The sequence below is a fragment of the Pseudomonas sp. Yb2C2 genome, assembly GCF_052112325.1.
Taxonomy (GTDB): domain Bacteria; phylum Pseudomonadota; class Gammaproteobacteria; order Pseudomonadales; family Pseudomonadaceae; genus Aquipseudomonas; species Aquipseudomonas marginalis.
In genome coordinates, this window is sequence record NZ_JAVAJK010000006.1 from 51,154 (window position 1) to 64,978 (window position 13,825).

Consider the following 13,825-nt stretch of genomic DNA (forward strand, 5'->3'; position numbering starts at 1 on the left):
ACGGTTACTCGCTACGCAGGGTAATCACCGGCCAACCCCGCTTCTCGGCTTCAGCGCGCAGATTCGGATCCGGATCCACCGCCACCGGATGCGTCACCTGCTCCAACAGCGGCAGGTCATTCATCGAGTCGCTGTAGAAGTAACTGTCTTCCAGGCTGTAGCCAGTCTCTTCCAACCACCGATTCAAGCGCGTCACCTTGCCTTCACGAAAACACGGCACATCAGTGCTGCGCCCGGTGTAGCGGCCATTTTCCATCTCGCACTCGGTGGCGATCAGCGTCTCGACGCCCAGGCGTGCGGCAATTGGCGCGGTGACGAAACGGTTGGTGGCGGTGATGATCACCAGCTTGTCGCCAGCGGCGCGGTGCTTGGCCAGCAGTTCAGCAGCCAGGGGCAGCATGATCGGCTCGATGCAGTCGCGCATATAGTCGTTATGCCATTCGTCCAGCTGGGCCATCTCGGTGCGGCCGAGGATGTCCAGGCAGAAGTTCAGGTAGGCGGCGTTGTCCAGCTTGCCGGCCAGGTAGTCCTGGTAGAACTCGTCGTTGCGGGCTTTGTAGGCGACCGCGTCGAGAATCCCCCGTTCGCAGAGGTAATCGCCCCAAGCGTGGTCGCTGTCACCGCCGAGAAGGGTGTTGTCCAAGTCGAATAAAGCCAGGCGCATTGCAGTTACTCGCTGAAAAGTCTGTAAAAAGGCGTCCAGAATACGGTCTTTTCACAAGAGTGCACATAAGGTAAGAAGCCTCGTTGCCGCTGGAACAACCTTTGTGGAACAATGCGGCGACATGCGTTTGCGAGGTTGTTGCCGTGATCGACCCCGATGGTTTCCGTCCTAATGTCGGGATTATTCTTACGAATGATGCCGGACAGGTGCTATGGGCTCGCCGAATCAACCAAGATGCCTGGCAGTTTCCTCAAGGCGGAATCAACCCCGACGAAACCCCTGAAGACGCCTTGTACCGTGAGTTGAACGAAGAAGTCGGCCTTGAGCGTGAAGATGTGCAGATTCTGGCCTGTACCCGGGGCTGGTTGCGCTATCGTTTGCCGCAACGCCTGGTGCGTACCCACAGCCAACCGCTGTGCATCGGCCAGAAGCAGAAATGGTTTCTCCTGCGCCTGATCTCCAACGAGCAGCGGGTGCGGATGGATTTGACCGGTAAGCCGGAGTTCGATGGCTGGCGTTGGGTCAGTTATTGGTACCCGCTGGGCCAGGTGGTGACATTCAAGCGCGAGGTTTATCGTCGCGCTCTCAAAGAGCTTGCCCCGCGCCTTTTAGCGCGCGACTGACGACGGAGTTCGACCCCGAGCCATGCTCAATACGCTGCGCAAGATCGTCCAGGAAGTTAACTCCGCCAAGGATCTCAAGGCGGCGTTGGGGATTATTGTGTTGCGCGTCAAGGAAGCCATGGGCAGCCAGGTCTGCTCGGTTTACCTGCTGGACCCAGAGACCAACCGTTTTGTGCTGATGGCCACCGAGGGCTTGAACAAGCGCTCCATCGGCAAGGTCAGCATGGCGCCCAATGAAGGTCTGGTGGGCTTGGTGGGGACGCGTGAAGAACCCCTGAACCTTGAAAACGCGGCCGATCACCCGCGTTATCGCTACTTTGCCGAAACCGGCGAAGAGCGCTACGCCTCGTTCCTCGGCGCACCGATCATTCACCACCGCCGCGTCGTCGGCGTATTGGTCATCCAGCAAAAAGAACGTCGCCAGTTCGACGAGGGCGAAGAAGCCTTCCTCGTGACCATGAGCGCGCAGCTCGCCGGGGTTATCGCCCACGCCGAAGCCACCGGCTCGATTCGCGGCCTGGGCGGCCAGGGCAAGGGTATCCAGGAAGCCAAGTTCGTCGGTGTACCGGGTTCGCCGGGTGCGGCGGTCGGTACTGCCGTGGTCATGTTGCCGCCGGCCGACCTCGATGTGGTGCCGGACAAGCACGTCGACGACATCGACGCTGAAATCAAACTGTTCAAGACGGCCCTGGAAGGCGTGCGCGCCGACATGCGCAACCTGTCGACCAAGCTGGCCACCCAGTTGCGCCCCGAAGAGCGCGCGCTGTTTGACGTGTACCAGATGATGCTCGACGACGCGTCCCTCGGGAACGAAGTCAAGACCGTGATCAAGACCGGCCAGTGGGCCCAGGGCGCGCTGCGTCAGGTGGTCACCGATCACGTCAACCGTTTCGAATTGATGGACGACGCCTACCTGCGCGAGCGGGCCTCGGATGTGCGCGACCTCGGCCGCCGCCTGCTGGCCTACCTGCAGGAAGACCGCAGCACCAACCTGGTCTACCCCGACAACACCATCCTGATCAGTGAAGAACTGACCGCCACCATGCTCGGCGAAGTGCCCGAAGGCAAGTTGGTGGGCCTGGTCTCGGTCCTGGGTTCGGGTAACTCCCACGTCGCGATCCTGGCCCGGGCCATGGGCATTCCGACGGTGATGGGCCTGGTGGACCTGCCGTACTCCAAGGTCGACGGTATCGACATGATCGTCGATGGGCATCGCGGCGAGGTGTTTACCAACCCCAGCGAAGTCCTGCGCAAGCAATACGCCGAGGTGGTGGAAGAAGAGAAGCAACTGGCGCTCGGGCTCGATTCCTTGCGCGAACTGCCGTGCGTGACCCTCGACGGTCACCGTGTACCGCTGCTGGTCAACACCGGCCTGCTGGCCGATGTGGCGCGCGCGCAACAGCGCGGCGCCGAAGGCGTGGGGCTGTACCGCACCGAAGTGCCGTTCATGATCAACCAGCGTTTCCCGAGTGAGAAGGAGCAGCTGGCGATTTATCGCGAGCAACTGTCCGCCTTCCACCCGTTGCCGGTGACCATGCGCAGCCTGGACATCGGTGGCGACAAGTCACTGTCGTATTTCCCGATCAAGGAAGACAACCCCTTCCTCGGCTGGCGCGGTATTCGCGTTACCCTCGACCACCCTGAAATCTTCCTGGTGCAGACCCGTGCCATGCTCAAGGCCAGCGAAGGCCTGAACAACCTGCGCATCCTGCTGCCGATGATCTCCGGCACCCATGAGCTGGAAGAAGCCTTGCACCTGATCCACCGTGCCTGGGGCGAAGTGCGCGACGAAGGCGCCGACGTACCGATGCCGCCGATTGGCGTGATGATCGAAATCCCGGCGGCGGTGTACCAGGCCAAGGAACTGGCGCGGCAGGTGGACTTCCTGTCCGTGGGCTCCAACGACCTGACCCAGTACCTGCTGGCCGTGGACCGTAACAACCCACGGGTGGCCGACCTCTACGACTACCTGCACCCGGCGGTGCTGCAAGCCCTGCAACACGTGGTGCGCGACGCCCATGCCGAAGGCAAGCCGGTGAGCATCTGCGGTGAAATGGCCGGTGACCCGGCGGCAGCGGTGCTGTTGATGGCGATGGGCTTTGATAGCCTGTCGATGAACGCCACCAACCTGCCGAAGGTGAAGTGGATGCTGCGCCAGGTTGAACTGAGCATGGCCAAGGATCTGCTGGCGGAGTTGATGACCATCGACAACCCGCAGGTTATCCACAGCTCGCTGCAATTGGCGCTGAAAAACCTGGGGCTGACGCGGATGATCAACCCGGCGTCTGCCAAGACCCTTTAATGGCGATACGGGGGGGCGCTGCTGGGTAAGACGGCATCAGCGTCAGAACTTGAGTTCTACCTCTCCGAGCCGCCCACCATGCGGTCCAAAGCTTCGCTCCACCATCCGCCGCGTGCCATCGGCATTCACAATCAACGCCGTGCTCGCCCGTGTCCCATAACTCGGGCTGGCGATAAACACACTCGACAGCAAACTCTCCGTCGCCAACCCCACGCCGGTATCCGGCAGCTCGGCAAACGGTGCAATCTGCGGATCGCTCAGAATCTCCAGTAGCGCTTCGGGCTGGGGATCGTTCAGCAACTCACTCAGCGCGGCTTTGGCCTTAAGCAGTTTCGGCCAAGGTGTATCCAGCCCTGCATTGGATAACCCATACACGCCCGCTTTCAACTGCGTCGGCTCGGTGTGATTGGCGTTGTAATGCCACAACTCTTCCCGCGTCCCCACCAGCAGGTTAAACCCGGCATATTCAATCGAACGGCCGTTAACCTCGGCCAAATACTGGTCAATCGGCAGCGAACCATTGAGAAAACGCGCCACCAGTTCACCGCGGGACTTGCGTGCCGGCGGCTGGTGCGGATCACGGATATTGGTCAGGGCAGCAAAACGCCCATCGGCATTCACGCCCAGCCAGGTGCCGCCCGCTTCCTGATCGCGGCCGGCGTAGACTTCGGGCGCATCCGGCCACTGCGCCAGCGGCAGGCTGGGGCGGGCGTAGAACTCATCACGGTTGGCCGCGACGATCAGCGGCTGGGCATGGCCCGGCCGCCAGGCAAAAACAATCAGGCACATCAGGCGATTCCCGTTTGTGTTTTTTGCCACTCTACCCACACCGGCGGCGGTGTTCCATCGTATCCAGTTGGGTCGCATGCCTTCCATCCGTTAACATGCCGGACCTGGTTTGGGGGCTCCCATGGAATTTCTGCTGTATTTGCTGCTGGGCGCGTGCGCGGGCGTGCTCGCCGGGCTGTTTGGCGTGGGCGGCGGGATCATTATCGTGCCGGTGCTGGTGTTCAGCTTCACCTTGCAGGGCTTCGACCCGCAGGTGCTGACCCACCTGGCCGTGGGCACCTCCCTGGCGACGATCATCTTTACCTCGGTCAATGCCGTGCGTGAGCACCACCGACGTGGCGCGGTGCGTTGGCCGATCTTTGTCTGGATGACCGTGGGCATCCTGCTCGGCGCCGGTTTTGGTGCGCTGACCGCCGAGGCGATTTCCGGCCCCCACTTGCAGAAGATCATCGGCGTATTCGCCCTGATCATCGCCGTGCAACTGGCCCTGGAGGTCAAGCCCAAGGCCAGCCGCACGGTGCCGGGCAAGCTCGGCCTGACTGTGGCCGGTACCCTGATTGGCTGGGCTTCGGCGATTTTCGGCATCGGCGGCGGCTCGCTGACCGTGCCGTTTTTGACCTGGCGCAGCGTGCCGATGCAACAAGCGGTGGCCACCTCGTCCGCCTGTGGCCTGCCGATTGCCTTGGCCAGTGCGTTAAGTTTCATGATTCTGGGCTGGCATGACCCGCTGTTGCCCGCTCATAGTCTAGGGTTCGTGTATTTGCCGGCGCTGCTGGGCATTGCCCTGACCAGCATGGTGTTTGCCCGTTTCGGCGCACGCCTGGCGCACCGGTTGTCGCCGCGCTTGCTCAAGCGGTTGTTCGCCGGCTTGCTGTTTTGTGTCGGTTTGAATTTTTTGCTGTAACGCAGGCTTAATCGCGCCCGGGCATGGTCCGGTTGCCATAACGAATGATTTAACGAGGAGTCGCAATGCTGCCTTACCCGCAGATCGACCCGGTGGCCCTGGCCATCGGTCCGCTGAAAATCCACTGGTACGGGTTGATGTACCTGATCGGCATCGGCGGTGCATGGCTGCTGGCCTCCCGGCGCCTGAACCGTTTCGACCCGACCTGGACCAAGGAGAAGCTCTCCGACATGGTGTTCTGGTTGTCGATGGGGGTGATCGTCGGCGGGCGCCTGGGGTATGTGCTGTTTTACGATCTCTCGGCCTACATCGCCAACCCGACGCTGATCTTCGAAGTGTGGAAAGGCGGCATGGCATTCCACGGTGGCTTTATCGGCGTAATGATCGCGGCCTGGTGGTTTGGCCGGCGCAACGGCAAGTCGTTCTTCCAACTGATGGACTTCGTCGCGCCGCTGGTACCGATCGGCCTGGGCGCCGGGCGCATCGGCAACTTCATCAACGCCGAGTTGTGGGGCAAGCCGACCGACGTGCCGTGGGCCATGGTGTTCCCGCCGTTCAGCGACCCGGCGCAACTGCCGCGCCATCCGTCGCAGCTGTACCAGTTCGCGTTGGAAGGCGTGGCCCTGTTCCTTATCCTGTACCTCTTTTCGCGCAAACCACGCCCGACCATGGCCGTTTCCGGCATGTTCGCGCTGTTCTACGGGATCTTCCGTTTCATCGTCGAGTTCGTGCGCGTGCCGGATGCCCAGCTGGGGTACCTGGCGTGGGGCTGGCTGACCATGGGACAAGTGCTCAGCATTCCGATGATCCTGGTCGGCCTGGGCCTGCTGTGGTGGGCGTACAATCGCCCGCAACCGCTGAAGCACACCGCGCTTTAAATTCGAATGCCGAGGCCCGCGAGGTCTCGGCTTCAACGATACGGGTAATGACATGAAGCAATATCTCGAACTACTGAACGACGTCGTGACCAATGGCCTGACCAAAGGCGACCGTACCGGCACCGGCACCAAGGCCGTGTTCGCCCGTCAGTATCGGCATAACTTGGCCGACGGCTTCCCGCTGCTGACCACCAAGAAGCTTCACTTCAAAAGCATCGCCAACGAACTGATCTGGATGTTGAGCGGCAACACCAACATCAAGTGGCTGAACGAAAACGGTGTGAAAATCTGGGACGAGTGGGCCACTGAAGACGGTGACCTGGGCCCGGTGTATGGCGAGCAGTGGACCGCCTGGCCGACCAAGGATGGCGGCACGATCAACCAGATCGACTACATGGTGCACACGCTCAAGACCAACCCCAACAGCCGTCGCATCCTGTTCCACGGCTGGAACGTCGAATACCTGCCGGACGAAACCAAAAGCCCCCAGGAAAACGCGCGCAATGGCAAGCAAGCCCTGCCACCGTGCCACCTGCTGTACCAGGCGTTCGTGCATGACGGCCATCTGTCGATGCAGTTGTACATCCGCAGTTCCGACGTATTCCTCGGCCTGCCGTACAACACCGCCGCCCTGGCGCTGCTGACCCATATGCTGGCCCAGCAATGCGACCTGATTCCCCACGAGATCATCGTCACCACCGGCGACACCCACGCCTACAGCAACCATATGGAGCAGATCCGCACCCAGCTGGCGCGCACGCCGAAGAAGCTGCCGGAACTGGTGATCAAGCGTAAGCCGGCGTCGATCTACGATTACAAGTTCGAAGACTTTGAAATCGTGGGCTATGACGCTGATCCAAGCATCAAGGCCGACGTGGCTATCTAAAGGCTGCCTCAGTCTAAGGGTGTGGGCTTGTGTGGGAGGGGGCAAGTCGAATCGTCGCACCGCCCCTCCCACATTTGGTCCGGTTAATGCCCGTGGCTTCTGCCTACGTGTGAGGGCTCGGCCTCGCTGGCGGCTACACCGCCGTTGACCTCCAGTCGCTGCAAAATCCCGCAGTGGTCCCCACCGCCACAGCGTTGGCGCAGGTCCAGCAACTGCTCCTGCAACGCCAGCAGCCCGTCAATCCGCGCTTTTACATGGTGGATATGCTCGTCGATCAACGCATTCACGTTTTCACACTGGTCCTGGGGGCTGTCCCGTAGCCCGAGCAGGCTGCGGATCTCTTCCAGGGTCATGTCGAGGCTGCGGCAGTTGCGGATAAAGATCAGTCGCTCGGTGTGCGCCTGGGTGTACACGCGGTAGTTGGCCTCGGTGCGTGCCGGGGGTGGCAGCAGGCCTTCCTTCTCGTAATAACGGATGGTTTCCACCGGACAATCGGTCAGTTTGGCCAGTTCGCCGATCTTCATTGCAGCAATCTCCAAATGGGTGCTTGACCCTATAGTGGCTACAGGGTCTTTACTTGGCAACAGGCACCTTACGGACGCGACCTGATGAGCGACTCCATTCACACCCCGCACAAACACGACCATGACCATGATCATGGGCCGAAGAAACTCACCCCCGTGCACGATCACGGCCATGGCGGTTCCTGCTGTTCCGGCACGCCTGCGCCTGCGCTGGTGCAGTTGAGCGAGGCGCCCACCGCCGGCTCGCGCCTGAGTACCTTCCGCATCGAAGCCATGGACTGCCCCACCGAGCAGACGCTGATCCAGAACAAACTGGGCAAGCTGGCCGGTGTGCAGCAGCTGGAATTCAACCTGATCAACCGCATCCTCGGCGTCACCCATGACCTGCCGAGTACCGCGCCGATCATCGATGCGATCAAATCCCTGGGTATGCAGGCCGATCCGATCGTGGAGGGCACCCCGGCCGCCGAGCCGCCCGCCAAGAAGCATTGGTGGCCGCTGGCGTTGTCCGGTGTGGGGGCGTTGGGCGCCGAAGTACTGCACTTCACCAACGCCGCGCCCACTTGGGTGATTGCGCTGGTAGCGCTGGTGTCGATCCTCAGCGGCGGCCTCACCACCTACAAGAAGGGCTGGATTGCCCTGAAAAACCTCAACCTGAACATCAACGCGTTGATGAGTATCGCGGTCACTGGCGCGGTCCTGATCGGCCAGTGGCCGGAAGCGGCCATGGTGATGTTCCTGTTTACCGTGGCCGAGCTGATCGAAGCCAAGTCCCTGGACCGTGCGCGCAATGCCATCAGTGGCTTGATGCAGATGACACCGGAACAGGCCACGGTTCGGCAGGCTGATGGAAGCTGGGTTGAAATGGAGGTCAAAAGCATTGAGCTGGACGCAATCGTGCGGGTAAAACCCGGCGAGCGTATCGGCCTTGACGGTGAAGTCACCGCCGGCCAGTCCACCATCGACCAGGCGCCGATCACCGGTGAAAGCCTGCCGATTGAAAAGACCGTCGGCGATAAGGTCTTCGCCGGCACCATCAACCAGGCCGGTTCCCTGGAGTACAAGGTCACGGCGGCTGCCAACAACTCCACCCTGGCCCGCATTATCCATGCGGTGGAGCAGGCCCAGGGCGCGCGGGCACCGACCCAGCGGTTCGTCGACAGCTTCTCGAAAATCTACACCCCGGCCGTGTTTCTGTTCGCCTTGGGCGTGGCCGTAATCCCGCCGCTGTTCATGGCCGGCGCCTGGTTCGACTGGATCTACCGCGCCCTGGTGCTGCTGGTGGTGGCGTGCCCGTGCGCCCTGGTGATCTCTACCCCGGTAACCATTGTCAGCGGCCTGGCGGCTGCGGCACGCAAAGGCATCCTGATCAAGGGCGGTGTGTACCTGGAGGGTGGCTATAAGCTTGACTACCTGGCCCTAGACAAGACCGGCACCATCACCCACGGCAAGCCGGTGCAAACCGATTACCTGGCGCTGTTCACCACTGTCGAAGACAGCGCCCCGGCCCTGGCTGCCAGTTTGGCCGGGCGTTCCGACCACCCGGTGTCCCTGGCAATCGCCAATGCGGCGGTGGATAAAAACCTGCCGGTGCACGTTGTGGATAACTTCGAAGCCCTGGCCGGTCGCGGCGTGCGCGGCGATATTAATGGCCAGACCTATCACTTGGGCAACCACCGCCTGGTGGAAGACCTCGGCCTGTGTTCGCCGGAGTTGGAAGAAAAGCTGTTCGCCCTGGAAAAACAGGGCAAGTCCGTGGTGCTGTTGCTCGATAAGTCCGGCCCGCTGGCGCTGTTCGCCGTGGCCGACACAGTCAAGGACAGCAGCCGCGAAGCCATCCAGCAACTGCATGAGCTGGGCATCAAGACCCTGATGCTCACCGGCGACAACACCCACACCGCCCAGGCGATTGCGGCCCAGGTCGGCATCGATCAGGCCCAGGGCGACCTGTTGCCCACCGACAAGCTGCACGCCATCGAAACCCTCTACGGCCAAGGCCACCGGGTGGGCATGGTCGGCGACGGCATCAACGACGCCCCGGCCCTGGCGCGCGCCGAGATTGGCTTTGCCATGGCCGCAGCAGGTACCGACACCGCTATCGAGACGGCCGATGTGGCCTTGATGGACGATGATTTGCGCAAGATTCCGGCATTCATTCGTTTGTCGCGGCAAACGTCGAGTATCCTCAAGCAGAACATCACCCTGGCCCTGGTGATCAAGGCGATCTTCCTGGTGGTCACGTTCCTGGGCATGGCGACCATGTGGATGGCAGTGTTCGCCGACATGGGCGTGGCCCTGCTGGTGGTGTTCAATGGCCTGCGCCTGTTGCGCAAATAGAGGATGAGAGGGTGGTGTGCTGAGTGCCGAGTTGAAGGCGTTTTTTATGGTCGCCCGCCTGGGCAGCATCACCCAGGCGGCGAAAAAACTCGGCCTGAGCCAGCCCACCGTTACCACCCAGATTCGCAACCTGGAAAGCCAGTACGGCGTCGAGCTGTTCTACCGTGGCGGGCGCCGCCTCACCGTCAGCGACGAGGGCGCGCGCCTGCTGCCGATGGTCAAGACGCTGCTGCAGCAGGAAGCGGACATCGAGTTTTTCCTGCGCAACAGCGGCCAGGTCCAGGGCGCACTGAGGATTGCCGCGACGGCGCCGTACTACATCCTCGACCTGGTCAAAGCCTTTCGCGAACGCCTGCCGCAGGTGGAGGTATCGGTGGAAATCGGCAACTCCCAGCAGGTACTCGAAGCGCTGGACGATTACCGCGTCGATGTCGCTGCATCCTCGCAGTTGCTCGAAGACCCGCGCCTGATCCGCCGTGTATTGGGCACCGACCCGTTGGTGCTGGCGGTACACCGCAACCATCCACTGGCCAAGCTCGACCATGTACCCCTCAGTGCGTTGGCGGGGCATACGCTGTTGATGCGTGAAGCCGGCTCCACCACGCGGCGGCTTACGGAAGAGATGCTGCAAGGTGCGGGCGTCAGTTACGGGCCGCTGCTGGAAATCGGCAGCCGTGAATCTATCCGCGAAGCGGTGCTGCGCAATATCGGCATCAGCATCATCGCCCGCCAGGAAGTGCCCCATGACCCGCAGCTGAAGGTGCTGACCCTCGAGCATGCGCCGCAGATTCCCGAGTACCTGTACTGCCTCAAGGAAAGAAAAGGCGCTCGTCTGCCGGCGGCGTTTCTGGGGTTGGCGCAGGAAATGTCGCCGATCTAAAGCCTTGTAGTGGCTTTGGGGACCAATCGGGGGCAAGCCCCCTCCCACAGGTGCCCGCATTTCCATGTTGGAACTCGGTCAAGTGTGGGAGGGGGCTTGCTCCCGATTGCGGTAGACCAGGCAGCCCACCGCCAAGCGTCCTACACAAATCTGCGAATACCACTATCGCCGCCTTTTGCCTTCCTGCCACAAGAGCGACGCATTGCCTGCCTAGCATGGCCTTCATCAGTTTGATGAGGTGCCACCATGAACACAGCCCTGACCCAACCCGGCGCGCCGATGAACGTGCGCGGTATCCAGAAACGCTTCGGCGCCTTTACGGCGTTGGACAATGTGTCCCTGGACGTGGCTGCCGGCGAGCTGGTGTGCCTGCTCGGCCCTTCCGGTTGCGGCAAGACCACGTTGCTGCGCTGCATTGCCGGCCTGGAACGCCAGGACAGCGGCGAACTTTACCTGGGTGACCGCGATGTTTCCCTGCTGCCGCCCCAGGCTCGCGACTACGGCATTCTGTTCCAGTCCTACGCGCTGTTTCCCAATCTCACCGTCGAAGCGAACATCGGCTACGGCCTCACCGGCAGCGGTCGCGATGAAGTGCGCCAGCGTGTCGGACAGATGCTTGAACTGGTGGGGCTACTTGGCAGTGAAAAGAAGTACCCCGGCCAACTCTCCGGCGGCCAACAGCAGCGGGTCGCCCTGGCCCGTGCGCTGGCACCGGCGCCGTCATTGCTGTTGCTGGATGAGCCGATGTCGGCCCTCGACGCCCGCGTGCGCGAACACCTGTGCACCGAGCTGCGCCAGCTGCAACGGCGCCTGGGTATCACCACCCTGATGGTCACCCACAACCAGGACGAAGCCATGTTGATGGCCGACCGCATTGCCGTGATGAACAACGGCAAGGTCGAGCAATACGCTACGCCCCAGGAAATCTACGACCGCCCGGCCACGCCGTTTGTGGCGGAGTTTGTCGGCCAGGGCAATTGGCTGCCGTTCAGTCGCAACAGTGCCAGCCATGCCCAGGTCGGCGGGATGAACATGCGCCTGGCCGAGGATGCCGGCGTGGCCAGGTCCGGCCGGTTGTTCTGCCGCCCGGAAGCGATCAGCGTCAACCCGTCGGTGCATGAGGAGAACCTGTTCCCGGCCAAGGTCCGCGAGATCACTTTCCTCGGCAACCGCTGCCGCATGAGCTTTGAGTTGGAGCAACTGCCCGGCCATCCGCTGCTTGCCGAACTGGCCCCGGAAGCCATGCCGCGCCTGGGCGCCCAGGACATCTGGGTAGCCTTGCCGCCGCGCAGCCTGCAGGTGTTTGCCTGAGATGGCCGCTGTCTTGACTCTGGCGCGTCAAGCGTCACGCGCCGAAACCGGCGACCGTATTTTCGTGGTCGGCGGCAAACTGCTCTGGCTAGTGCTGCTGGGCATCGCCGTATTGCTGCCACTGCTGGCGATCTTCTGGCGCGGTTTCAGCAGCGAGACCGGGCAGGGCGGTGGCCTGGTCGCCGCACGGGAGTTGCTCACCAGCGCCAACTTCCACTGGCTGCTGGGCAATAGCCTGAAAGTCTCCCTCAGCGTGGCGGCCATTGTCGTACCGCTGGCCTACCTGTTTGCCTACGCCCTGCAACGCACGTTGATTCCCGGCAAGGCCATCTGGCGAGGCCTGTCGCTGCTTCCGCTGATGGCACCGTCGATGCTGCCGGGGATTGCACTGGTCTACCTGTTCGGTAACCAGGGCCTGTTGCGCGGGCTGCTCTCGGACAACATCTACGGCTTCTGGGGCATTGTCCTCGGTGAAGTGATCTACACCTTCCCACATGCCCTGATGATTTTGCTGTCGGCGCTGTCCCTGGCCGATGCGCGCTTGTTCGACGCGGCCTCGAGCATGGGCGCCAGCCCTGCGCGGGCGTTCCGCAGCATCACCTGGCCGGCCACGCGCCAGGCGGTGTTTGCTGCGTTCTGCCTGGTGTTCACCTTGACCATTACGGATTTCGGCGTGCCCGTGGTGGTGGGCGGGGATTACCAGGTGCTGGCGCTGGAAGCCTACAAGGCGGTGGTCGGCCAGCAACAGTTCGGTCGCGGTGCGTTGATCGGCATGGTGTTGCTGCTGCCGGCGCTGTTCAGCTTTGGCGTCGACGCCTGGTTGCGCCGTCGCCACGGCGATGCCATGAGTGGCCGCGCCCAGGTCTTCCAGCCGGCGCCGTCGCGCCTGAGGGATAGCGCCTATCTGCTTATCGTGCTGCTCATCAGTGCCGTGTTGCTGCTGGTGTTCGGCATGGCGGTGTACTCCTCGCTGGTGAAGTTCTGGCCGTACAACCTGTCGCTGTCGCTCAGCCACTACCAGTTCGAAGACACGGCCGGCGGCGGTTGGCTGGCCTATCGCAACAGCTTGACCCTGGCGTTGTGCACGGCGTTGATCGGCAGCGTATTGATCTTCACCGGCGCCTACCTGATGGAAAAGACCAAGGGCCAGAAGGGCCTGAACCTGGCGCTGCGCATGCTCAGCTTTGTGCCGATGGCCGTGCCTGGGTTGGTGTTGGGCCTGGGCTACGTGTTCTTTTTCAACCTGAGTGGCAACCCGCTGCATCTGTTCTACGGCACCATGACCCTGCTGGTGGTGTGCACCATTGCTCACTACCTGACCACCGCACAGATGACCGCCACCACCGCGTTGCGCCAGCTGGACGCCGAGTTCGAAGCGGCGGCGCTGTCGCTCAAGGCGCCGCTGTATCGCCATTACTTGAAAGTCACGGTACCGATTTGCCTGCCGGCACTGCTGGACATCGTGCGCTACCTGTTTGTGTCGGCGATGACCACCGTGTCCGCCGCGATCTTCCTCTACAGCCCCGACACCATTCTCGCCGCCGTCGCCGTGTTGAACATGGACGACGCCGGCAATGTGGGCGGCGCGGCGGCCATGTCGACCCTGATCCTGTTCACCTCAGGCAGCGTTTCGCTGCTGCTGGCGTGGGCTTCACGTGGCGCCTTGCGCCGCTCCCAAGCCTGGCGCCAGACCGCGCCCGGCCAATAACCATCCCTGAAGGAGGTGC

The 13,825-nt window shown here is 62.2% G+C and carries 12 protein-coding genes; 9 read left to right on the forward strand and 3 right to left on the reverse strand.

The window, feature by feature from the left end:
* Nucleotides 1-4 precede the first annotated feature (4 nt).
* Nucleotides 5-664 (reverse strand): HAD family hydrolase, encoded by a 660-nt coding sequence (locus Q8X51_RS09975; protein WP_065924349.1) that lies wholly within the window; start codon nucleotides 662-664, stop codon nucleotides 5-7.
* A gap of 143 nt (nucleotides 665-807) precedes the next feature.
* Here Q8X51_RS09975 and Q8X51_RS09980 point away from each other — a divergent pair, with 143 nt between their 5' ends.
* Entirely contained in the window at nucleotides 808-1,287 is a 480-nt protein-coding gene (locus Q8X51_RS09980; RefSeq protein WP_003176750.1) for an RNA pyrophosphohydrolase, read from the forward strand.
* 22 nt (nucleotides 1,288-1,309) lie between these two features.
* A complete protein-coding gene (ptsP, locus tag Q8X51_RS09985) occupies nucleotides 1,310-3,589 on the forward strand; it encodes a phosphoenolpyruvate--protein phosphotransferase (RefSeq protein WP_027608425.1) in 2,280 nt (759 codons plus the stop codon).
* 42 nt (nucleotides 3,590-3,631) lie between these two features.
* On the opposite strand, the gene Q8X51_RS09990 is transcribed toward ptsP, so the two are convergent.
* Nucleotides 3,632-4,378, reverse strand: a complete 747-nt coding sequence (locus Q8X51_RS09990; protein WP_065948781.1) for an NRDE family protein — start codon at nucleotides 4,376-4,378, stop codon at nucleotides 3,632-3,634.
* Nucleotides 4,379-4,499: 121 nt separating this feature from the next.
* Here Q8X51_RS09990 and Q8X51_RS09995 point away from each other — a divergent pair, with 121 nt between their 5' ends.
* From Q8X51_RS09995 to Q8X51_RS10005, 3 genes are all read left to right on the forward strand, one after another.
* Nucleotides 4,500-5,282, forward strand: a complete 783-nt coding sequence (locus Q8X51_RS09995) for a sulfite exporter TauE/SafE family protein (RefSeq protein ID WP_137212344.1) — start codon at nucleotides 4,500-4,502, stop codon at nucleotides 5,280-5,282.
* Between the two features lie 65 nt (nucleotides 5,283-5,347).
* The gene (lgt, locus tag Q8X51_RS10000; RefSeq protein ID WP_065924346.1) at nucleotides 5,348-6,160 is read left to right on the forward strand and encodes a prolipoprotein diacylglyceryl transferase; all 813 of its coding nucleotides are present in this window, start codon (nucleotides 5,348-5,350) and stop codon (nucleotides 6,158-6,160) included.
* 52 nt (nucleotides 6,161-6,212) lie between these two features.
* The gene (locus tag Q8X51_RS10005) at nucleotides 6,213-7,046 is read left to right on the forward strand and encodes a thymidylate synthase (RefSeq protein ID WP_015886389.1); all 834 of its coding nucleotides are present in this window, start codon (nucleotides 6,213-6,215) and stop codon (nucleotides 7,044-7,046) included.
* Nucleotides 7,047-7,129: 83 nt separating this feature from the next.
* Here the strand turns inward: Q8X51_RS10005 and cadR are convergent, their stop codons facing one another.
* Nucleotides 7,130-7,570, reverse strand: a complete 441-nt coding sequence (cadR, locus tag Q8X51_RS10010; RefSeq protein WP_027606134.1) for a Cd(II)/Pb(II)-responsive transcriptional regulator — start codon at nucleotides 7,568-7,570, stop codon at nucleotides 7,130-7,132.
* Between the two features lie 84 nt (nucleotides 7,571-7,654).
* On the opposite strand from cadR, the gene Q8X51_RS10015 reads away from it, so the two are divergent.
* From Q8X51_RS10015 to Q8X51_RS10030, 4 genes are all read left to right on the forward strand, one after another.
* Nucleotides 7,655-9,907, forward strand: a complete 2,253-nt coding sequence (locus Q8X51_RS10015; protein ID WP_323146214.1) for a heavy metal translocating P-type ATPase — start codon at nucleotides 7,655-7,657, stop codon at nucleotides 9,905-9,907.
* A gap of 16 nt (nucleotides 9,908-9,923) precedes the next feature.
* Nucleotides 9,924-10,787 carry a LysR family transcriptional regulator gene (locus Q8X51_RS10020; protein WP_027606132.1) on the forward strand — a complete coding sequence of 288 codons (864 nt, stop codon included), beginning with the start codon at nucleotides 9,924-9,926 and terminating at the stop codon, nucleotides 10,785-10,787.
* A 246-nt stretch (nucleotides 10,788-11,033) separates the two neighbouring features.
* Nucleotides 11,034-12,098: a putative 2-aminoethylphosphonate ABC transporter ATP-binding protein gene (locus Q8X51_RS10025; protein ID WP_330215133.1), complete on the forward strand. Its 1,065-nt coding sequence runs from the start codon at nucleotides 11,034-11,036 to the stop codon at nucleotides 12,096-12,098.
* Nucleotide 12,099: 1 nt separating this feature from the next.
* A complete protein-coding gene (locus Q8X51_RS10030; protein WP_407693686.1) occupies nucleotides 12,100-13,806 on the forward strand; it encodes a putative 2-aminoethylphosphonate ABC transporter permease subunit in 1,707 nt (568 codons plus the stop codon).
* The last annotated feature ends 19 nt before the right edge of the window (nucleotides 13,807-13,825 follow it).